At 47.8% G+C, this 21,994-nt stretch carries 22 protein-coding genes; 6 read left to right on the forward strand and 16 right to left on the reverse strand.

The window, feature by feature from the left end; genetic code table 11:
- Window positions 1-7: 7 nt before the first annotated feature.
- The 11 genes from ICN12_RS04185 to ICN12_RS04235 all read right to left on the reverse strand — a co-directional run bounded on the left by ICN12_RS04185 (window position 8) and on the right by ICN12_RS04235 (window position 10,677).
- Window positions 8-1,063 (reverse strand): formate dehydrogenase subunit gamma, encoded by a 1,056-nt coding sequence (locus tag ICN12_RS04185; protein WP_216270808.1) that lies wholly within the window; start codon window positions 1,061-1,063, stop codon window positions 8-10.
- A gap of 47 nt (window positions 1,064-1,110) precedes the next feature.
- A complete protein-coding gene (locus ICN12_RS04190; protein WP_216270810.1) occupies window positions 1,111-1,347 on the reverse strand; it encodes a hypothetical protein in 237 nt (78 codons plus the stop codon).
- A complete protein-coding gene (gene fdh3B, locus ICN12_RS04195; RefSeq protein ID WP_216270812.1) occupies window positions 1,344-2,003 on the reverse strand; it encodes a formate dehydrogenase FDH3 subunit beta in 660 nt (219 codons plus the stop codon). Before fdh3B ends, ICN12_RS04190 begins: the two co-directional genes overlap by 4 nt.
- 27 nt (window positions 2,004-2,030) lie before the next feature.
- On the reverse strand, window positions 2,031-5,015 hold the full coding sequence (locus tag ICN12_RS04200; protein ID WP_216270814.1) for a formate dehydrogenase subunit alpha: 2,985 nt from the start codon (window positions 5,013-5,015) through the stop codon (window positions 2,031-2,033).
- 64 nt (window positions 5,016-5,079) lie between these two features.
- A complete protein-coding gene (locus ICN12_RS04205; RefSeq protein WP_216270816.1) occupies window positions 5,080-5,301 on the reverse strand; it encodes a formate dehydrogenase in 222 nt (73 codons plus the stop codon).
- Window positions 5,302-5,416: 115 nt separating this feature from the next.
- Complete coding sequence (locus ICN12_RS04210) at window positions 5,417-6,061, reverse strand: TorD/DmsD family molecular chaperone (RefSeq protein ID WP_216270818.1); 645 nt, start codon at window positions 6,059-6,061, stop codon at window positions 5,417-5,419.
- Window positions 6,058-8,148, reverse strand: a complete 2,091-nt coding sequence (locus ICN12_RS04215) for a 4Fe-4S binding protein (protein ID WP_216270820.1) — start codon at window positions 8,146-8,148, stop codon at window positions 6,058-6,060. The genes ICN12_RS04210 and ICN12_RS04215 overlap by 4 nt, the downstream gene beginning before the upstream one ends.
- An 11-nt stretch (window positions 8,149-8,159) precedes the next feature.
- A complete protein-coding gene (locus ICN12_RS04220) occupies window positions 8,160-8,720 on the reverse strand; it encodes a DUF3306 domain-containing protein (protein ID WP_216270822.1) in 561 nt (186 codons plus the stop codon).
- Entirely contained in the window at window positions 8,720-9,259 is a 540-nt protein-coding gene (locus tag ICN12_RS04225; protein WP_216270824.1) for a DUF3305 domain-containing protein, read from the reverse strand. Before ICN12_RS04225 ends, ICN12_RS04220 begins: the two co-directional genes overlap by 1 nt.
- A gap of 6 nt (window positions 9,260-9,265) precedes the next feature.
- Window positions 9,266-10,354, reverse strand: coding sequence for an iron-sulfur cluster carrier protein ApbC (apbC, locus tag ICN12_RS04230; protein WP_216270826.1), 1,089 nt, complete (start codon window positions 10,352-10,354; stop codon window positions 9,266-9,268).
- A gap of 128 nt (window positions 10,355-10,482) precedes the next feature.
- Entirely contained in the window at window positions 10,483-10,677 is a 195-nt protein-coding gene (locus tag ICN12_RS04235; RefSeq protein WP_216270828.1) for a heavy-metal-associated domain-containing protein, read from the reverse strand.
- Window positions 10,678-10,750: 73 nt separating this feature from the next.
- Between ICN12_RS04235 and ICN12_RS04240 the strand changes: the two genes are divergently transcribed.
- Complete coding sequence (locus ICN12_RS04240; RefSeq protein WP_216270830.1) at window positions 10,751-13,036, forward strand: heavy metal translocating P-type ATPase; 2,286 nt, start codon at window positions 10,751-10,753, stop codon at window positions 13,034-13,036.
- A gap of 1 nt (window position 13,037) precedes the next feature.
- On the opposite strand, the gene ICN12_RS04245 is transcribed toward ICN12_RS04240, so the two are convergent.
- Window positions 13,038-13,844 carry a DUF3047 domain-containing protein gene (locus ICN12_RS04245; RefSeq protein ID WP_216270832.1) on the reverse strand — a complete coding sequence of 269 codons (807 nt, stop codon included), beginning with the start codon at window positions 13,842-13,844 and terminating at the stop codon, window positions 13,038-13,040.
- Window positions 13,845-13,892: 48 nt separating this feature from the next.
- On the opposite strand from ICN12_RS04245, the gene ICN12_RS04250 reads away from it, so the two are divergent.
- The 5 genes from ICN12_RS04250 to ICN12_RS04270 are packed head-to-tail and all read left to right on the forward strand — an operon-like array spanning window position 13,893 to window position 19,443.
- The gene (locus ICN12_RS04250; RefSeq protein WP_216270834.1) at window positions 13,893-15,389 is read left to right on the forward strand and encodes a glycosyltransferase family 39 protein; all 1,497 of its coding nucleotides are present in this window, start codon (window positions 13,893-13,895) and stop codon (window positions 15,387-15,389) included.
- 60 nt (window positions 15,390-15,449) lie between these two features.
- Window positions 15,450-16,493 carry a lysylphosphatidylglycerol synthase transmembrane domain-containing protein gene (locus tag ICN12_RS04255; RefSeq protein ID WP_216270836.1) on the forward strand — a complete coding sequence of 348 codons (1,044 nt, stop codon included), beginning with the start codon at window positions 15,450-15,452 and terminating at the stop codon, window positions 16,491-16,493.
- An 18-nt stretch (window positions 16,494-16,511) separates the two neighbouring features.
- A complete protein-coding gene (locus tag ICN12_RS04260) occupies window positions 16,512-17,771 on the forward strand; it encodes a glycosyltransferase family 9 protein (protein WP_216270838.1) in 1,260 nt (419 codons plus the stop codon).
- Between the two features lie 5 nt (window positions 17,772-17,776).
- A complete protein-coding gene (locus ICN12_RS04265) occupies window positions 17,777-18,574 on the forward strand; it encodes a phosphatase PAP2 family protein (RefSeq protein WP_216270840.1) in 798 nt (265 codons plus the stop codon).
- Between the two features lie 2 nt (window positions 18,575-18,576).
- Entirely contained in the window at window positions 18,577-19,443 is an 867-nt protein-coding gene (locus ICN12_RS04270; RefSeq protein WP_216270843.1) for a 23S rRNA (adenine(2030)-N(6))-methyltransferase RlmJ, read from the forward strand.
- Window positions 19,444-19,453: 10 nt separating this feature from the next.
- Here the strand turns inward: ICN12_RS04270 and ICN12_RS04275 are convergent, their stop codons facing one another.
- The 4 genes from ICN12_RS04275 to queD all read right to left on the reverse strand — a co-directional run bounded on the left by ICN12_RS04275 (window position 19,454) and on the right by queD (window position 21,983).
- Window positions 19,454-20,041 (reverse strand): SOUL family heme-binding protein, encoded by a 588-nt coding sequence (locus ICN12_RS04275; protein WP_216270844.1) that lies wholly within the window; start codon window positions 20,039-20,041, stop codon window positions 19,454-19,456.
- Between the two features lie 72 nt (window positions 20,042-20,113).
- On the reverse strand, window positions 20,114-21,058 hold the full coding sequence (locus ICN12_RS04280) for an LD-carboxypeptidase (protein WP_216270846.1): 945 nt from the start codon (window positions 21,056-21,058) through the stop codon (window positions 20,114-20,116).
- A complete protein-coding gene (tadA, locus tag ICN12_RS04285; protein WP_216270848.1) occupies window positions 21,055-21,510 on the reverse strand; it encodes a tRNA adenosine(34) deaminase TadA in 456 nt (151 codons plus the stop codon). Before tadA ends, ICN12_RS04280 begins: the two co-directional genes overlap by 4 nt.
- An 8-nt stretch (window positions 21,511-21,518) precedes the next feature.
- On the reverse strand, window positions 21,519-21,983 hold the full coding sequence (queD, locus tag ICN12_RS04290) for a 6-carboxytetrahydropterin synthase QueD (protein ID WP_216270850.1): 465 nt from the start codon (window positions 21,981-21,983) through the stop codon (window positions 21,519-21,521).
- Between the last annotated feature and the right edge of the window lie 11 nt (window positions 21,984-21,994).

A 21,994-nucleotide genomic window follows, 5' to 3' on the forward strand; every position in this document is an offset into this window, starting at 1 on the left:
TTTGTCCTTATTTATTGATCTTGTTGTACCAAATTTCATGGTGCTCTTTAGCCCAGGTCGCATCAACGTAGCCAGTCTTCATGCCATCGATTGAGCCTTGCATACCAATCGTACCAATGTAGATATGACCCATTGCCATCGCTGTCATCAAGATAGCTGCAGAGCTATGAATGATGTTGGCTAATTGCATGGTGCCGCGTAGATATTGAATGTCCATAAAAGGAACGATCATATCGAGCACAAATCCTGAAGCAGAAATGATCAAGCCGAGGAACACCATACCAAACCAGAACCAGAACTTCTCACCAAAGTTAAAGAATCCTGCTGGGACGTGCTTACCAGTAAAAATGCCACCGAAAGACATTAACCAAGCCATATCGCCTTCTCCAAAAATATTCTTACGAACAAAGAGGAGGAAGAAAATCACGATGCTTAATGTAAATAGCGGGCCAGTGAAGTTATGAATATTCTTGCAAAGCATCAAGAATGATCCGTAGGCTGCGCCACCCATCAAAGGCAGAGCAAAGTACTTGCCGTACAAAATCAATAAGCCAGTAAACGCGAGGGCAATAAAGCTAAATGCCATAGTCCAATGCGTTAGGCGATCAAAGCCATTGAAGCGCTTGATCTTGGTCCCGGATAAAGGTTCTGACAGCTTGATTGAACCTTTCAGGGTGTACATCGCAATCACAGCAAAGAATGCAAGGGCTAAGAGCCAGCCGCCATATACAGTAATCACACCATTACGAATGACGCGCCATTGCTGGCCAGAGCGCTGAATCAAGACACTCGACTCTTTGTCAGGAATACTGACGTAGTTGTAAGGATCGCTATTAGCCGCATCCCAAATCGCACCTTCTTTTGGCGCTGTGTTCGCTGGTTGCGATTGCGCTTGAGTGCCATTAGGGATGCTATTGAGATTCTTAGGAATATCAATTCCGCTTGGTGATGGCAAAGGTTGCATTGGCGCACGATCCGCCAAGCTAACTCCACTTAATAAACTGAGTGATACGCCCAGAGCCAAGACCCAGGAGCGACTAACACTTAAAAATGATCGATTCATACAAATATCCTTAAACGTTTTCGTTTTATTTATTGTTGTTTAACTGATCACTTAACGCGTGAATACTCAGACTGATTCTGATTGCGTTTATTAATCGCTTCCGTCCAACTCACTTGATCACCCGGAGTCCATCCCTTGGTCATAAAACCATTGTCAGCGCCCATGTATGGAGCTACATCAGGACGCTTAGCTGCTTTGGCAGCAATTTCAGGTGGTTCAGAGCAGGCTGCAAGCAAGACACCTGCAGCCAAACAGAGACCGAGCGTTTTAAAATTCATTTTCATGACTTTGCTCCTGGAATTTTGTCAGCAGGTGTTGGTGTTGGTGCCGGTGATCCTGATGGACCATAAGCAGTAGACCAGCCGAAAATATCGTTACTTGGATATCTTCCATTCGCTTCACGAACTGAAACACGTTTAGCGTAAATCGAGGAGATCACTTCACTATCGCCACCAATCAATGCTTTGGTTGAACACATCTCAGCACATAAAGGCAATTTACCTTCAGCCAAGCGATTGCGGCCGTACTTTTCAAATTCTGCGACGCTACCGTTTGCTTCTGGACCACCACTACAGAATGTGCACTTGTCCATTTTGCTGCGGGAACCAAAAGCACCTGTGCTCAAGAACTGAGGAGCACCGAATGGGCAGGCAAAAGAACAGTAGCCACAACCGATACAAATATCCTTGTCATGCAATACCACACCTTCGTCGGTGCGATAGAAGCAATCCACTGGGCAGACGGCCATACAAGGCGCATCCGAACAGTGCATACAAGCAACTGAAACTGATTTCTCTTGGCCAATCACACCGTCATTTACCGTCACAACACGGCGACGAGTAATTCCCCAAGGAACTTCGTTTTCATTCTTACAAGCAGTGACACAGCCGTTGCACTCAATGCATCGCTCTGTATCACAAATAAATTTCATTCTTGCCATGGTGTTCTCCTGACTTTATTTTTTAACTTAGGCAAATTTTTCGATTTGGCACATGGTGGTTTTGGTTTCTTGCATCATCGTTACCATGTCGTAGCCATAGGTCGTTGCAGTATTCACCGCTTCGCCTAGAACTACTGGGGCTGCGCCCTCTGGGTAATATTTGCGCAAGTCATTACCTTGCCACCAGCCCGCAAAGTGGAATGGCACGAATGCAGTACCTTGATCGACGCGCGGAGTTACCAGTGCACGAACCTTGATCTTGGCACCCGTTGGTGACTTAACCCAAACGTAATCCCAATTCTTAATACCGCGAGCTTCCGCAGCCTTAGGATTGATTTCCACAAAGTTCTCTTGTTGCAACTCAGCCAACCATGGGTTGGAACGAGTTTCGTCTCCTCCACCTTCGTACTCAACCAAACGACCTGAGGTCAGAATAATTGGGAACTTTTCGTAGAGCTTCTCATTTAAGTTCTTATCCTGAACTGTTTTATAGAGAGTTGGCAAGCGCCAGAAATTCTTCTTATCGGCCGCAGTTGGGTACTTACGCATCATTGGCGCATTGGTACTGTAGAGCGCCTCGCGGTGAATTGGAATCGCATCTGGGAAGTTCCAAACTACCGCACGTGCTTTCGCATTACCAAATGGATGGCAGCCGTTTTTCATTACAACGCGCTGAATACCGCCAGATAAGTCAGTCTTCCAGTTCTTACCTTCTGCTGCCTTCTGCTCTTCTTCGGTCAACTGACTCCACCAACCGAGTTTTTTCACGAACACATGATCAAACTCTGGGTAGCCGGTAGTGATCGCTGAACCCTTGGAGTAAGAGCCATCTTCAGCCAACAAATTCTTACCATCTTTTTCTACGCCAAAGTTAGCGCGGAAATTACCACCACCCTCCATCACGCTCTTACTAGTGTCATACAGGTTTGGTGAGCCCGGATGCTTGATAGCAGCCGTGCCGTAGCAAGGCCAAGGCAAGCCGTAGTAGTCCCCAGCTGTATCGTAACCAGTGACCTTATCAACGCCACCACGTGACTTCAAGGTCTTCGGATCAAATGCGCCAACCATTCTCATGTGCGCCTTCAAGCGCTCAGGAGTTTGACCGGTGTAACCAATTGTCCATACGGAGCGATTAATCTCGCGCAAAATGGATTCGATTTCTGGCTCTCTCCACTGCTTACCAGCAAACTTGGAATTGAGCATTTTATAGTTGACTGACAATTCTTGACCAAATCCCAAACGATCCGCAAGGGCTTGCATGATGGCGTGGTCAGGAACAGATTCAAATAATGGATCAATGACTTTCTCACGCCACTGCAATGAGCGGTTTGAGGCGGTCGCTGAACCCGTTGTTTCAAACTGAGTGGTTGCTGGCAAGAGGTAGACATTGCGCTTCTTATTCACCACATCACCTTCAGCAGCCGGCATTGCTGCCATGGCTGCTGTGGCGCTTGGGTAAGGATCAACTACCACCAATAAATCTAATTTATCCATCGCGCGCTTCATATCCAAGCCACGAGTTTGTGAGTTAGGAGCATGCCCCCAGAAGAACAAACCTTTGACGTTGGTTTGTTGATCAATCATGTCGTTCTTCTCAAGCACCGCATCAACCCAACGAGAAACCGTAGTACCGGATTTCTCCATCATGTCTGGAGCATAGCGGCCTTTAATCCACTCGTAGTCAACGCCCCACACAGTGGCAAAGTGCTTCCATGAGCCCGCTGCAAGACCATAGTAGCCTGGCAATGAATCTGGGTTAGGACCAACGTCAGTAGCGCCTTGCACGTTATCGTGACCGCGGAAAATATTAGCGCCACCGCCAGATTTACCAATGTTGCCTAAAGCCAATTGCAAGATGCAGGATGCACGAACCATCGCATTACCAATGGTGTGCTGGGTTTGACCCATACACCATACTAAAGTGCTTGGACGATTCTTTGCCATGGTTTCAGCGACTTTGTACATCTGCGCTTCTGGAACTCCGCAAGCCTCTTCAACATTCTTTGGAGTCCACTTTTCCATCACTTCTTTGCGGATTTCATCCATGCCGTATACGCGGTCATTGATGTATTTCTTATCTTCCCAGCCATTATTGAAGATGTGATACAGAACGCCGAACAAGAAAGGAATGTCAGTACCGGAACGAATGCGAACATATTGATCGGACTTAGCGGCAGTACGGGTATAGCGTGGGTCAACCACAATCACCTTGCAACCATTTTCTTTGGCGTGCAGCAAGCTGAGCATAGACACTGGATGCGCTTCAGCAGCATTAGAGCCAATGTACAAAGCAGCCTTGGCATTCATCATGTCGTTGTAGCTATTGGTCATCGCACCATAGCCCCAGGTGTTAGCAACACCAGCAACTGTTGTGGAGTGACAGATACGCGCTTGATGGTCTGTGTTATTCGTTCCGAAGAAAGAAACCCACTTACGCAATAAGTAGGCTTGTTCGTTGTTGTGCTTTGAAGAGCCAATGAAGAAAAGTGAATCTGGGCTGTACTTGCTACGCAGGTCTTTCATCTGGGCAGTAATTTCAGTTAAGGCCTGGTCCCAAGAAATTCTCTGATACTTGCCGTCAACCAATTTCATTGGATAACGTAAACGGAAGTCACCGTGGCCGTGCTCACGCAAGGCAGCACCTTTGGCACAGTAAGAGCCCATATTGATTGGGGAGTCAAACACTGGGTCTTGACGAACCCAGACACCATTCTCAACAGTAGCGTCCGTTGCGCAGCCTACGGAACAGTGGGTACAAATTGTTCTCTTGACTTCAATCTTGCCCTTGCCGTCCAGCATCGCTTTGCTTGGCTCAGCAGATGCTTTTTGCACCAAGGTTAATTGGCTAGCGGCGATACCTGCTCCAACCCCGACTCCAGAGCGCTTCAAGAAAGTTCGACGATCCATCGTTGGCACAGCAGACTGAAGTCCGCGTGACAGGCTACCGATGAGACGTGATGCAGGCGTGGAACGGCTGCTTTGTGGGGTATTGGATTTACGAGTCAGACTCATATGTTGTCCCTGAGAAATATTTTTTTATTTAATTATTTGGATACTGCTACATCAACAACTGGGTTTAAAGCATGGTGGTTTCGTAGTACTTGCGAATGTGTGCAGACAACTGGTAACCGTCGTCTTTACCTTTGACGGTGCTACCGATTTCTTGAATCACTGCTTTACCAAGCGGGGTTTGGGAGACCACGGCTACAGCACCAACAGTGGCGCCCGCTCCAATAAAAAACTTTCTGCGAGAAGGTTTGTTTTCTTCGTTTACCGCAGTGGTGGATTTAGTGTTCATCGCGCGCTCCCATTTAAGTGCAATTTGATTTGAATCAAGTGTAATTGGTAATTGCATTTTTTGCATATTTAGAATTTTTGTTTTTCTAGGGGTTTTCCTCTTGTGCGATGCAACATCAAATCATGTCAAAACTCTGCCCTTCGATAGCAAGAAATTCTCTGGTTAAGGCGGCTACCGGATGGTAGAGATGCATCTCCGGAATATCTTCTATTGCATCGCACAATTCGTCATACCAAGGTCGAATGTGATCGTTGAAAAAAACCCTTTGGTTTGTAAGGTTTGAAACTTCGACATCGTCACCCGCTATCAGATAGCGCATGACTTCACAAAGCGCCGAAAGGTGATCCTCGGTTTCAGTAACTTCTTCGGCAGACTCCAAACCAAAGGCCTCTAAAGCGCGACGAATATCTACCAGCGGTTTTTCATTTAAATGGCCCGCCATATAAAAGGAGCCATTGAGAACGATATTGGGTCGACCAACACTGATGAAATTCAGGTCAAACTCCTGATGCCAGGCTTTAGCAGGGTTGTTTTTGGCAACCTCTACTACGCTGTTCCACACCTTCGCTAACGGAGCATCGTCCTCTTGGGCTTCCTGACCATCCGGAATGGAGGCGGCAATTTGATCGAGCAGCTCTTGGTCGGGTGCTTGATGAAAGAGCCTGGCAATCAAGCCATATAAATCAGCCCTAGCTAAATCTTCTGGCAAGCCCACATCACCGACTTCGGTTAAGGCGCCCTCTTTTATCTGTTCACTCATATCTCTGTTTTCACCATATCTACAACACGACAATCACTGCACATTTTGAGTCTGTCGAGCGCTGCTCCAGCAAAAGCGCCATGCGCACCCAGCTTAATGAGCATTAAATCCACCATCTTGGCGGTTCCGAACACCTTGCCACAGCTAATGCAATGAAAAGGCTTGGTTTCGTTAATCTCTACTTTTTGCTTACGCTCCTCAACCGTCTGCAAGCGAGGAGCTAAAGCCAAGGCTTGCTCTGGGCAAGTTTTGACGCAGATGCCACATTGAACGCACTGCTTCTCAATAAAGGAAAGTTTCGGTTCATCTAGGCTGTCTAATAGCGCGCCTTCAGGGCAGCTGCCGACACAAGACATGCAGAGCGTGCAGGCGTCCTGATTAATATTGAGTCCGCCCAAAAAAGAGGACTTGGGCAAAGCAACTCCGCCTACTGGCAGAGGCGTTTTAGCTTGCTTTTGCAAGTGCTCTAATACCGCTTCAATGGTTTCGCGCTTTTGATTACCCAGGCCAAAGTTGGCAGGAGAGCAAAGGGCTGATAGAGCACCACGTTGGCGAAGCTTACCCATCGCAGTAGAAATAGGCGGCAGATCATCCGCTGAGTCGAGTTGTATCAGCGACAGTCTGGCATCAAATCCGTATGCGGCCAAGATTGCATTACCTAAGGCACTTTGTGTTTCTAATGCAGCCCGGTATGCGGGATCCTCGTCGCCTGTCAGTAACAAAGTCACCTCACTAAAGCCATAACTGAGAGCGCCCAGCCATAAATCCAAGCCGGTAGAGGCAATGTGCTCAATTCCATACGGCAATACAAAGGATGGCAATCCCTCGAACTGTTTTGGCCTTAAGTGGGCTGAACGTCCAAGAGAATTTAGAAGCTGGGTTCCCGCCTTCAGCGTATGCAACAACAAGATGGGCGCAGAGGATTGCTTGGCTTTGACACTCTCGGCAGCAAATACATTGGCCAGAGCTTTAATCTCTTTGCCTTGATGCGATACGCTGGGGTAGTTGTAACGCATTGCGCCCGACGGGCAAACTGTTGAACAGGCGCCACAACCCATGCAAAGATTGGGATTGACTTCTACGGTGCCTTGACCATTTTTAAATAAAGAGGAGATAGCGCCGGTAGAGCACACATCAATACAAACGCTACAACCAACTTTGCCATTACGGCCATGGGCACATATCTTCTCGGTATAAGCAAAGTATTTAGGCTTTTCAAACTCGCCAACTAATCCGAGCAACTGATTAGCCACCAAAGCTTGCTCGAGCGGATCTTTACCGGGGGCAAAGTAGCCTTGCGGAGTTTGGCTCATGCGCATCTGCGGATCAGCGCGTAGATCCATAATCAGATCGAACTCAGAGCTGCGCTGGCGTTCAACTCGATCAAAGTTAATGGCGCCAATACCGGCACATGCCGTAATGCAATCACGATGCGATTTACATTTATTTAAGTCAATCTGGAATGCATCGTCAATCGCGCCTTCTGGGCAGACTTCAACACAGGCGCCACAACGAGTACACATCTCGGGATCAATTGGATTTTGCAAATCCCAATCCACAGTGAAGTGACCAAGATAACCATCTAACTTGCTTACAGTACCGGTATAGATTGGGAAATTTCTAGCAATTGGTAAAGCGCTAGGCTCAGTGCAAAGCACAGAGACATCCAGAGAATCGCTGAGCTTTTCTGCCCAAGGTAAAGCTTGATTTCCAGGGCCAACAATAAGTAATCGTCCTTGGCTTTCGTAATTGACAACTGGGACAGGCTCGGCTTGGGGCATCTCAGCCAAAGCAAGTAGCGCGGCAATCTTGGGCATCGAGGCTTTAGCCTCTTGAGTCCAACCAGCCACCTCACGAATATTGACAAATCGTAATGGCGCCACCAAAGGCTTTTCGGATTGCTCCGCTAACTCGCCAAATAAAGCACGCTCTTGAGTGCACGCAATGATGAGGGAGTCGTTACCATCAAATGCCTTGATGACCGAGCCAATCTCCTGCCTACATAAAGAGGTATGCATGGTAAGCCCCAAAGCCTTTGCATCCAAAGGCATGGTTCCATTGCAATTACAGACTAATTTTTGGCTCATGAATAGTTTTCTTAACTGGTTTTCTTATCCACAGGTAAGAGGTCTTTATCCCCTACCTCCTGAATAGGCGTTTGTGTGGATGTTAAATCAGTCTGAGCAGATTGGGGTAAAGCCTGCTCCGTTTGCTCAGGCAATACATTAGTAGCAATTTGAGTGCTCGGGGTTTCTTCGACACTATCTTTACGGAAAATATTCAGCATGTCAGACTGCACCATGCGCTTGAGCATTTCCAAAGGAATGGGGTCTGGCTTGGAGTAGTCATCAATATAAATATCTAAGCCATCCATCACATTGAAGTGCGGATCTGAAAACATCTTCTTCATGGCGGCTTGTTGAACTGCTGGATCAACTCCCGGCTTCATAAACGCTGAAAAGTCTGGCGCCAAACGATCAATCTTCTCAACATCGTCTAAGGTCATCGCTGGCGGAAGATCTGTTGGCTCAGCAGATGGCTCCGGCGCCTCAGTGCTAGTTGCTAAGCCCTGCTTCGTTTTATCTATTGATGTAGCTTCAGGCTCAAGCTGTTCACCCGCCTTGCGACGCGACCAACGATTCAGAAATCCGCCAGCCATCAATCCTCCGCTGAGCGGTCAGCGCCTTTGAATGATGCAGGGCGATGGCGCTTTTTAGGTTCAGGGCGATAGTGTTCGTTGACAAACTCCTGCAACCAAGAGGCATGCTCTGGAGTCATTGGAATGCTATCAACCGACTCCCCACCATCCAATAAGCGCCCTGCCTCGTTGTAGCTCACACTGATGCGATGGGGTACAGCAAATGTCGCCTCAGATTTCGCTAGCTCGATTGACTGCCCATCAATGTAGCGATCAATATCCTCCTCTAGGCGCCACATGACGAACCAGGCAGGCTGAGTTGCTGATAAGTTGAGGTAATAGCCTTCGGCCTCATCCGGAAATAAATTGAGCTCGTAGCCAGTAAATAGCCAAGATTCGCCCTGATCATCGCGGCCTAAAAACTGCCCAACAAATTTGTTCTCTGCGCTAACTGAGTTTGTGAATTGACCAAAATCTGGCAACACTTCCTGAGGCGCCCACCGAAATGAAATCCAGGGGTTATCGATAAACTGCTTGCGCATGAGTACAGCAAAACGCATAAGGCCTCAGGTGTTCTGAACCACGATGTTAGGAAATTTACTGCTCATGTCTTTTGAAAGCGCTGCAACCTTAATGGCCACTTGTCTTGCAATCGTCTTATAGATTGCGCTGATGGCTCCATCTGGGTCAGCCACCACTGTTGGACGGCCTGCATCGGCTTGCTCACGTATCGATAAGTTCAAAGGCAATGAACCTAAAAAATCTGCGCCATACTCATTACACATCTTCTGACCACCGCCCTCGCCAAACACATGCTCTTCATGGCCACAGTTTGGGCAAACATAAGTACTCATGTTTTCGATAATGCCCACAATCGGTACGCCAACCTTCTCAAACATCTTCAAACCCTTGCGAGCATCCAATAAGGCAATATCTTGAGGTGTAGTGACAATGACCGCGCCCGTAACTGGCACTTTTTGTGCAAGCGTTAACTGAATATCGCCGGTACCGGGTGGCATATCCACGATTAAGTAATCCAGGTCGCGCCAACGCGTTTGGCGAAGTAATTGCTCTAATGCGGATGTGACCATTGGGCCGCGCCACACCATAGGCGCATCATCATCGATTAAGAAACCAATTGAGCTTGCCTGAAGGCCATGACCTTCCATCGGCTCCATCGTGTTCTCTTCAATAGATTCTGGTCTACCGGTAATGCCCAACATCATCGGCTGGCTTGGGCCATAAATATCTGCGTCCAACATACCAACTTGTGCGCCTTCAGCGACTAAGGCCAAAGCCAGGTTGACGGCGGTAGTTGATTTGCCGACTCCACCCTTGCCACTAGCTACCGCAATAATATTTTTTACGCCTGGCAGTAATTTCACGCCGCGTTGGACTGTATGCGCAACAATTTGACTGCTGACATTCACGCTAACGTTTTTAACGCCAGGCAACTCACGAAGAATGCCAATAACTGATTTACGAATAAGGTCAAACTGACTCTTCGCTGGGTAACCTAAGACGATATCGAGGCTAATGTCTCCCCCATCAACGCGCAAGTTTTTAACATTCTTTGAGCTTACGAAATCAATTTGGGTATTTGGATCAATCAGACCCTTTAATGCTGCTTGCACAGTCTCTACAGTAAGCGACACAACTTTCTCCTATGAAGAGCAGTCCTATTTACAGATGCTCAATTTCTTTTATTTAGTTTTATTGCGAAAAATGGAATAGTAGGTAGATTAACCGCACATGCAAAAAATTGCTAAAGCCGAAATTAGGGTTATTGAGAAACCGGAAATCCTGCATCCGTGATTAGCTTCGCCGCCAGCTCTGGGGATAGGCTGGTTTCTAGGCTCACCACCTGGGTTGCCAGGTCAGCCTGTACCTTGGCTTGTGGATCTTGAGCTTGGACAGCTCGCGTAACGGCATTGATACAGCCACCGCAAGTCATCCCAGAAACCTTAAGCGTAAACATAGCTACCCCTTATAAACTGTCAAAATACGATTGTTAATGGCCTTTTTTCACCTTACGGTAGATTATCTTCTACATGATCCCTCAAGAACCGACCAATTCCGAGTTTTTCACCCTAGAAATTGGCGGAATGACCTGCGCCTCTTGTGTGAGTCGCGTAGAGAAGGCTTTAGATAAGATTCCGGGGGTTGAAGCAGCTAGCGTCAATTTAGCAACCGAGCAGGCAAGAATCCGCATCCAGCGTGGTTCATCCAGTCTGGCAGACATCATCGCCCTAGTTAAAAAAACAGGCTACGAGGCAAAAGAAAGTTCCGCGCGTGGCCATCTTGATCAACATATCGCCAAGTCATTTTGGGCTGCCGATGGCCTGGGTCGCGTCATTCTTAGTTTTCTACTATCTGCTCCACTATTTATACCGATGTTCCTCATGCCATTTGGTATTCATTGGTCTTTATCAGGATGGTGGCAATTGGCATTGGCTACGCCGGTGCAATTTGTCTTGGGTTGGCGTTTTTATAAAGCGGGTTACAAATCCCTCATGGCGGGTGCCGGCAATATGGATTTATTGGTAGCACTCGGTACCAGCGCTGCATATGGGCTCAGCTTGTATCTACTGCTTACCTCGAGTCATGCGCACGAACTCTACTTTGAAGGATCGGCAGTCATTATCTGTATGGTCTTATTAGGTAAATGGCTGGAGGCGCGTGCCAAACAACAAACCAGTGAAGCCATTCGCGCCCTACAGAAACTCTGGCCCGAGCATGCCAAGGTTTTAAATGCCGGCCTAGAACTCCAAGGCAATATTGGGTTGAGTACGGATCAATACCGCGACCTACCTTTAGACCAAGTGCTGCCTGGAGATCGGGTATTAATACTTCCCGGTGAACGTATTCCAGTGGATGGTGTCATTATTTTGGGTGCTAGCCATGTTGATGAATCCCTACTGACTGGTGAGAGCGAGCCCGTTAAAAAGACGCTGGACTCCAAAGTTATCGGAGGCGCCTTGAATGGTGAAGGCGTTCTAGTAGTGGCGGCCGAAGCTGTTGGAGTTGAGAGCGTACTCTCGCAAATCATCTCCTTAGTGGAAGAGGCGCAAACTCAAAAAGCACCCATTCAAAAACTAGTTGACCAAGTTAGCGCCATCTTTGTGCCCACTGTCATTCTGCTAGCACTCATTACCGGCATCGGTAATTGGCTTTACTTTGACTCGACCTCCATTGCGATCTTGCGCGCTGTCTCCGTTCTAGTTATCGCCTGCCCTTGTGCACTGGGCTTAGCCACTCCGGCCGCAATCATGGCGGGTACCGGCGTAGCTGCACGCTTTGGCATTCTGATTAAGGATCCACAAGTATTAGAACTGGCGCACAAACTCGATATCGTTGCCTTTGATAAAACCGGGACCTTAACTATTGGCAAACCGCGCATACTCGCCCTGCTGCCTTTTAATGATTCATCTGCCGATAACAATCAAATTCTCGCCACTGCTGCAGGCTTACAGCTAGGAAGCGAACATCCCTTAGCTAAAGCACTAATCGATTTCTCTAAAGAGAAAAATATTGCCCCCATACCGACGTCTGCGAATAAAGCATTGCCAGGAGTTGGAATTGAAGGCATCCCTAGTGCTGGTACTTACTCAAATCAAACTATCCGCTTACAAAGCGTAGCGTCACTGGAACATCATCCACAATATCAAGTCATTTTAGATAAAGCACAAGCCTGTTTTGAGCAGGGCCAGACTGTTTCTGTATTGATGGGCACGGCAGAAGGTCAAGCTATAGCATCACCCATTGCAGTCGTTGCCTTTGGTGATGAACTCAAGCCCAATACACAAGCAGCAGTCAATGCCTTACATGCTCTACACATTCGCACAGTGATGCTCTCTGGCGATAACTTAGCTGCTGCAACTCGAGTAGGGAACACTATTGGCATTGATGAAGTCTTCGCACAAATCATGCCGGGCAATAAGGCAGAAATTATTCAGAAACTCCAAGGAGGGTCTGAGGGTAAGAAACATTTCGTGGCAATGGTTGGTGATGGCGTCAACGATGCGCCTGCCTTAGCAATGGCGGATGTTGGTATGGCAATGTCTACAGGAACTGATGTAGCAATGCAGGCTGCTGGAATTACCTTGATGCGTGGTGATCCTACTTTAGTGGCGGATGCAATTGATGTTTCCAAGAAAACTTGGAACAAGATTCGTCAAAATTTATTCTGGGCGTTTGCTTTCAACACTATTGGCATACCGCTGGCAGCGCTGGGCTATTTATCGCCCATGCTAGCAGGCAGTGCAATGGCGCTCTCTAGTTTCTGTGTATTGAGTAACGCCCTACTCTTAAAGCGCTGGCGCCCCACGCATCATTAGCCTACTTCAGGTTCTTGCGTAATAACTCGATATCGCCATAAAGGGCGCGCACCTCTGATTTAGTGTTATCGGTATCAGTCAACAGTGCAATGCCAATGACATTACCCGGGGTCTCTCCATAGGCTAACTTATAGTCTGCCGCAAGATCGCGCTCATGCGTTCGCCACTCACCTAAATTGCCCCAACCAGAATCCACCACAATCATTTTTACGCGAGAAGTGTGCGCGTTATTCAAAACAGTATTGACTGGATTCTTGCCAGACCAGATATACATCACTGTGGCATACGGCATCTCTTGGCCACTAATCAAGCTAGCCATCTCAAAGGTGAGCTTTTCTTTTAAGGGAAGTTTGGATTTATTGCCATCGAACGCCACCAAAATACGCAGCGGTGCATCGTCACTCTGACTGTCTGCATTGTCCGCTTGTGGCATTGAACCTACCGCTTTCCATTCCCACTGAAGCCATAAGTTTTGTGCTGAGCGAGGGCGAAGCTTGACTGCAAGACCGGATGCTGATGTTTTGGAATTGGCAGCTAACACCGTACGGCCCTGGTATTTCTCAAGACGGTAAATCGTGTTTTTCTTATAGGGCGCAATGCGATAGAAATGCCAACCCTCTGGCATACCATCTCGCGGTTTCTCAGCGGAGAATTTCGGCAAATCCTCTTGGGCAGGCAACCGATCAGCATTGAATGCTTGTCCTGCCTCATTCTCAATGGAATTTCCAGTGAAACCCGCGCAACCCACCAAAAAGAGGGATGTGACAGTCAAAAGCAGCAGGGTTAGGGAGAGGCTTCTTGTGAGCATATCCCTCATTGTCCCAAAGAATGTGGGGAGTAAGTCTAAAATCCTTGCATGCGCCATCAATCACCTTCAAGCTGGGCCGCCATTTGCATCTGCATTGCCGCACTGGTGCATTTTGCTCTCGGGTTTTCGGTTGAATTTTCAGTCGATGAAGCCCATTACGCTTTATACGCAAAACACCTTGCTTGGAGTTATTTTGATCACCCACCCTTGGTGGGCTGGATTCAATGGCCTCTCGTTTCCCTGACGTCATCCGAAGGCATCATCCGCCTGATTCCAGAATTACTCTGGGCGCTTTCTGCCTTTCTGGTCTATCAAGTCACTATTGAAATCCACCGCCTTATGCAAGGGCGTAATGCCGGCTATTTAACTACCGCACTGCCTTCGGCCAACTTATGTGGCTTCATGGCTGTTTTAGCCATTATTGCGGCGCCACTGCCTCATGTTTTGGCAATCGGTCTCCTACCCGATACTTTGCTTACTCCCCTGAGTCTTGGTCTCATGTTGATGGCTTTGCGCTGGACTCGTAAAGATCAATTTTCTCTGGTTGACTGGGTGATTACTGGATTGCTATTGGGCTTTGCAGGCCTGAGCAAGTACACCGCCGCATTTACTGCATTTGCGCTGCTCTTGGTTTTTTTAGCTTCTCCTAAAAAAGCGTGGATCACAAAAGCAGGATTCTGGGTGGCTGCAGCGATCGCCTTAATTGTGATTAGCCCAGTGCTCTACTGGAACTGGGTCAATGATTGGATCTCGTTTAAGTACCAAATTGCCCATGGTAGTGGTGGTACTTGGGCATGGCGCAGAGTGGCTGCTTTTATTGGCATTCAGATTGCGTGCTTTGGGCCGCTATTGCTCTTGGGTACATTTTCATTTCTCAAGAATTGTCTGCATGCACAGAAATGGGTGCTCATCGCCTTGCTCAGCTTCTTCATCATCCCCTTCGCGATTTTTGCTGCACTCTCAGGGGGTGGCAGTCTGCCCCACTGGACTACTCCAGCCTGGTTTTGTCTGGCACCTTTTGCTGGGATTGGCTTAGCCAAGGCATGGGCCATGCAACATCGCATAGCCATTCGTCTGCTGGTTATTGGACAGTTGCTGATTTGCTTGTTAGGCTTTGGCTTTGTTTTGGCTGGCGGTATCAGCACTGCAAGCATTAAATCAAACCCGATTGCCGATCTCTATGGCTGGAAAATTGCGGGGCAAAAAGCAGCTCAATTGGCAGAGGCCGCCAAAGCGAACGGTATTGCCGTACAAAACTGGACGCTAGGAAGTCGTGCAGCCTGGTATGCCCAACCCCTTCCCGTCTTTGTGCTAGACCAACGGCAGGATCAGTTTGACCTCTGGTTTGGTCAACTTCCCACTGGAGCCAGTGTTTTGCTGATTAACTGGTCAGGAATGGCTTTTAATCCGCCAGTAGGGAGTCATTTGGCTTTTGAGCAGTGTGAAGCTCTGGACAGCCTAGAAATTATCCGATTTGGGCAGGTTTTATCCAAATTTGACTTCAGCCTCTGCCGTAACTGGCAAGATGCTGGCGCAGCGCGTTAATTCCCCATACTCAAGAGCTTTTCAGAGCCCTTCAGCGCTCAAGGCATTATCCTTACGCCTATGAGTTCACAACCCCAAGCCACCCCAAAAGCCACATCTGGGTGGAAAGCAATCCTGAAACGGGCTTGGCCCACTATTCGCATTTTGCTATCTGTCGCACTCCTCTGGAAAGCGACTAGCGGAATTGATTGGCATGCACTCTTAGATTCTGAGATTCAGATGCAGCCTTGGTGGTTTTTAGCTGCTGGCCTAACCATGCTGAGCGCCTTCATTTGTGGCGGACTGCGTTGGGGATTCTTAATGCGCAAAGTGGGATTTCAGGGGAGCCTCAAAAACTTTATTGCACTGTATTTTGCAGGCGGACTGATTAACCAAGGATTGCCTAGCACCCTTGGTGGTGATAGTTATCGCGCTATTACTGCCACCCATTTAAACAGCAGTGGCAAGTTGACTGAAGAAAAAGAATTGGATGAAGAGCTCCATCACGCTGTTGACTTAGGGCATGCCACACCTAAACTTCGCTTGAGCTTTTCGATGGTCTTAGTGGATCGCCTACTCGGTTTAGCAGGGAATAATCTATTGGGTGGAATTGGCCTCATTCTGGGAGGCGCTACTTTAGCCGCCTGGGGTAAAGATCTAGGCTATGCCGTCACCGGCATCATGATTTTTGCAGGCTTACTGATTGCAGTCATTTTGGCTTGGAGCCCCACTCGCAATCTCTTGCAAAAGCTTCTTGATCGCCTGCAAATGAATAACGCCCTACCCGGTATCAAGTTGGCTTTTTCTTGGCCTATGAATGTGGCTCAAGCTGCATTTGCGATTGGCATTCACTCTCTAACAATTTTGACGCTCCTCTTCTGCCTGAAGGCTTATGGTGTAGATGCTCCAATTGAGGGCCTCATGATTGGATTGCCTGCGCTCAGCTTACTGTTAATGCTACCTATCAGCATCTCAGGCTGGGGCTTACGTGAGGCCACCCTATCTTCTGTACTCGCATTGTGGGGAGTCAATCCCTCGATCACAGTTCTTGCATCAATTAGTTACGGCGCCATTACCGTGTTATCAGTATTACCTGGTGCTTACTTTTTATTAAAACGGAAATAATTCTTTTAGAGTCCTACTATGAGTATTAGCGTTAACACCATGCGCGCCATCGACCATTGGGTCGGCGTGCCACTCTGCGCAGTAGTCAGCCCGATAGTCGCCCTGATTGATGGAATTAAGAACGTCTTCAATCGCGGTTCAGATGCCCCTCAAAAACTACTCTTTATTGAGTTATCTGAAATGGGTAGCGCTATCTTGGTTGATCCAGCCATGCGCAATGCGCAGGCCCGCGGTGCTGAATTATTTTTCCTAATCTTTAAGAGTAATCGTGCCAGCTTAACTTTATTAAACACGGTTAAGCCTGAGAATATTTTTACGATTGACTCCTCTAGTTTGGGCGGCTTAATTAAAGACACCATCAAATTCTTGCTAATAGCGCGTAAACACCGCATCGACACAGTGATTGATTTGGAGTTGTTCTCACGTTTTACCGCCTTATTAACTGGCCTGTGCGGCGCACGTCGTCGCGTTGGCTATCATATCTTTCATGGTGAAGGATTGTGGCGTGGCTTTATGTTGACACGCAAGGTTCATTACAACCCGCATATTCACATCACTAAGAATTTTCTATCCCTCATTCATGCGGCATTTGCCAAAGAGATTGAAGTGCCTTTTAGTAAAATTCATATTGCAGATTCGGAAGTACGTTTAGAGCAAGCAGTTATTGATCCCGCAGCATTAAACAAAGTTCGCGAGCGTATTGAAAAACTGAGTGCAGACGCCGGCATTCAGTTTGCCCAAGGCAAACAACGCCTGATTTTGGTTAACCCAAATGCCAGTGACCTATTACCCCAAAGACGTTGGGCACAGCAGCGTTTCTCAGAACTTATTCAGGGATTGAACCAGCTCTACCCCAATGATCTGATTTTGATTACTGGCTCCCCAGCCGAATTTGAATACGTAGAAAAAGTACGTGCCGTAGCCAATGTCAAGAATGCCCTCAACTTTGCTGGTCAAGTCAGCTTTGCAGAACTGCCACCGCTCTATACGCTATCGGATGTCATGGTGACTAATGATTCTGGTCCCGGACACTTCTCCGCAGTGACGCCATTAAGAACCGTTGTTCTGTTTGGGCCAGAAACTCCAGCCCTCTATGGCTCTGTTGGCAAGTCTATTTCGATTACAGCTAATCTGGCATGCTCACCCTGCGTCAGCGCAGCCAACCACCGTAAAACACCTTGCCATGACAACGTCTGCATGCAAGCTATTACCGTCCCTCAGGTTTTAGAGAAGATGGTGCATCAATTAAACGAAGCTGACCAAGGGCGGGCACGCTAATTCGCATGGTGGAGCAGCAAAAAACGGGTATTGCGATTGCATCATTTTGGGTCTGGTGCATTCCACTAGTACCGCTTGGCCTGGCCATCGCCATTTACTTTGGTGAATTGCAGACCCCTACGTTTTTATTTATCAATCGTTATACCCAGATCCTGCCGGACACCTTATGGGCCTGGCTTACTTTTTTGGGTAATGGTTGGGGCATCTTCGCGATCTGCTTTCCACTCCTGTTATTAGCACCTCGACTATTGAGCGCTGGATTATTTGCATCTTCATTGGGCGGAATCATTAGCCTCATTATTAAACCTTTTCTTGCATTCCAAAGGCCTGCTAGCGTTCTTGCCCTGGAAGAATTCTATATCGTTGGCGAGCCACTCCTTCATCGAGCAATGCCTTCTGGTCACACACTTACCGCTTTTGCAGTAGCTTCCGGAATCTACTTTGCCTGCGATCGAAGCAAGAGAGCATCTTTGTGGTGGATCTTCATCATTGCCGGTTTTGCAGGCCTCTCGCGAAACGCCCTTGGCGCCCATTGGCTTACTGATGTTTTGGCTGGCGCTGCCATCGGAGTCTGGTCAGGAATGATTGGCGCCATTCTTGCGCAATACATCCCTGAAAAGCAATTGACCCCAAACCAAATTTGGCCACGCCTACTTGCACTTGGTGGTCTTGGCACAATCTATGCTCTGTTAACCCAAACTCTAGACTCAGAATTAAATCAATCTCTGCAATATGCCTGCGTGGCATTAATCAGCATCACCCTGACTTTATTTATTAAAGCGCAAAAACCTAGAGGCATATAAAGATGTTTAGCTATCGCCATGCTTTTCATGCGGGCAGTCATGCCGACATCCTGAAACATCTTGTGATGATTCATCTTGTTGAATACCTTCAAGAAAAACCAGGCGCCCTCACTATTGTTGATACCCATGCTGGCGCTGGTATCTACAGCCTGGTTGATGGCTTTGCTACAGTTAGCAAAGAAGCTGACGAAGGCATTTATCGCTTAGAGAAATTTGCTGAAAAAAATTCATTGAGTCCTGGGGTCGCTCATTATCTTGAGTGCATTCGGGCTGAGAATAGTGAAGGCAACATCTCAATTTACCCTGGCTCCCCATTTATCTTGGCGCGCCTCTTAAGACCTCAAGATCGCCTCAAACTCTTTGAGCTGCACCCCAAAGAAATTGACATCCTGCGCCACAATATTGGCGAGCTCAAGCAGGCAAAACAAATTGATATTTATGCAGAGGACAGCTTTGCCAGATTAAAGGGCTTGATGCCACCACCCAGTAGGCGCGGACTTGTTTTAATTGACCCCTCTTACGAAGATAAGCAGGACTATCGTTATCTCGAAACTGCAATGGATGAAGCGCTACAGCGATTCGCTACTGGGTGTTACGCAATTTGGTACCCATGCCTCTCCAGAAGAGAATCAGCAGCCCTACCCGATCGCATGAAAAAGATTGCGACAGCCCATAAACGCTCATGGCTACATGCTGAACTACGAGTTGAAAATGCCCCTAAGGAACGTCGCCTTCAGGCCAGTGGCATGTTTATCTTCAATCCACCCTGGACATTAGAAAAAGAACTCGCTGAAAGTCTGCCCATCCTCGTCAAAGCTCTTGGACAAGATGGTGGCGCTGGATTTTTATTGAAAAGTTTTGAGGCTTAATTACGCCCCATTAATCCAAGACTTGGATCATGATCTCGTTGCGACGCATAAAAGGTAATGTCCAAGGCGGGTTGTAACGCGCAAACTGCGGCTCGCCACTTGGTTTTAAATTCTTAAGCTTTATCCAGTCTCGCAGCGCCTGAGTTTTTTCTTGCACCTTCTCTTCGTTATAAAAACCAGAAAAAGTTATTACTGCCCTTTTCTCAGCAGGCACTTCTCTTATTTTGACTTGTGGATTTAATGGCTTTGGCAAGCTAGCCAAGGTGTACTCTGCGGGCATCACAAACGATACCGTCCATTGATTACCTGCATTCTCCGAAGACTTGATACTCTCAATGCCTACGGGAGCAGTCATCGCAATCTTTGCGCTCTTACCTTGATCACTTGACTCAATTCCGACGGGAGCAGTCATGGCTATTTTTTCAGCGACCTGATTTTTTCCAAAGATATAAGCCGCAATCAAGCGAAATCCTTGATTGGAGGCGGCATCTAAGTCGCCATCCACTTTGACTTCAGCCACAATGAGGGGCGCATAGGCGCGTAATTCAAAGGACTCAGATTTTTCTATGAGAACGTATTTGGGTTCTTCGGTTGCCATTGCAGTGCTCGCAATCAATATGCTGGTTAGAAATGCTAGTACTCGCAAAGGGAGATTCTTAATGATGAGTTTCTACCACTGAGACTGAATAGTAAAACCTGATGCGTCATATTGAATATGCGCTTGCGCACCTACAGGCAAGGTTAACTTCTCTGCTTGATGCCCAAACGGTAGCCCCGTTAAGACGGGAATATTGCCTGGGAGACGCTTGCTCATGGCTTCAATGGCACTTTCCAAGGTATACCCACGATCGTTATCGTAAAGACGATAGGCTGAAAATCCACCCAAGAGAATAGCGCTTTGATTACTTAAGATCCCTGCATCGAACAATTGCATCAACATGCGTTCAATCCGATAAGGATGCTCATTCACATCCTCCAGAAACAGAATGCCGCCCTGGGTCTGTTGTTGACTTGGTAAATACGGCGTGCCGACTAGACCCGCCAGCACTGTCAGGTTTCCACCCCAGAGCATTCCTGAAGATTGGCCTGCGGCAGACTTTCTTAAGAATGACTGTGGTGTTTTGACGCTGCAATCCATTTTGCGTTCGTTGATCGCTTCTTGAAAGTGATCCCACATAAATACATTGGGAGTAACGTTATCGCCCTGCTCACCTTGACATGCAAAATCAAAATTGAGCATAGGGCCTGCCAAAGTCACTGCACCGGTCTTAGCCAATAAACCCAACTGAAAGACGGTGAAATCACTATGGCCACAAATTTGTAGGCCGTTCTTGATAGCTTTAGCAATCGCCTCCCACTCAATATTTGGAAGCAAGCGATGCAAGCCGTAACCACCTCGCATTGCTACAACAGCAATCTCAGGAGGCAAATGAGCAAGTTGATTGACTTCAGCTAAGCGCTCTTCATCAGAGCCTGCAAAGCGTTGTTCGACCCGCTTCACACAATCGGTATTTAAGACTTCGAGACCCTGTTGCTTGAGCCACTCTATACCAGCCAATGGGCTATTAGGATCTAAGCTAGCCCCAGAAGGAGCAATCAAATGAATTTGCTTCAACGCCGCCCCTTAAAAAAATCACGCAGTACCTGACCGCACTCATCGCCCATGATGCCACCTTCAACTTGGGTTTGGTGGTTAATCTGCTTCTCTGAGAATACATTGAGCACGCTTCCTGCGGCACCTGTTTTAGGGTCGGTAGCACCAAATACAACACGTTCTACCCTGGCATGCAGCATCGCTCCAGCGCACATGGTGCAAGGCTCTAGGGTCACATACAGAGTGGTGCCCGGTAGGCGGTAATTAGATGCTTCCTGGGCTGCAGCGCGCAAGGCTATCATCTCGGCATGGGCGCTAGGATCGCTATTGGTAATAGGCTTGTTGAAGCCCGTAGAGATGATCTGCCCATCTCGAACTAAGACAGCCCCCACAGGAACCTCGCCAGCAATTGCTGCAAGCTTGGCTTGCTCCAAAGCCTGCTGCATAAATTGGCGATCCAACTCAGCTTGCATAGTGTTTCTTATGAATGAGAAACGTCAGCCCAGCAATTGGGAGTTTCATAAAGACGAATGGATGCCAGCTTGAGTCGCCCCTCAAAGGCTTTTTCAAAAACGGGTTGCAGCGCTTTAAATGCAGCGCTAGCTAAGTTCTCAACAGTAGGGACATGCTCCATTACCACCGTCTTGTGATTCGGGATCGAATTTAAATACTCGACCAATCCAGCATCTTCTTTAGCCACCAGAAATGCATGATCCCAAGGCTCCACCACATATTGATTAGTGAGGCGCTTGATGTCGCCAAAATCTAAGACCATGCCATCATCGGCCTTGCCAGGATGGTCCGCAATCACACCAGTGAGCGTGACTTCAATCGCATAACGATGGCCATGCAAATGGCGGCACTGCCCATCATGGTTTGGGATACGATGACCCGAATCAAACTCGAGTCGACGGGTAATAGAAATGGCTTCTTGCTTGGTGGTCATTTTACTTTTCT

Origin of the sequence: Polynucleobacter sp. AM-25C3 (assembly GCF_018882335.1) — a bacterium.
In the GTDB taxonomy this organism is placed as follows: domain Bacteria; phylum Pseudomonadota; class Gammaproteobacteria; order Burkholderiales; family Burkholderiaceae; genus Polynucleobacter.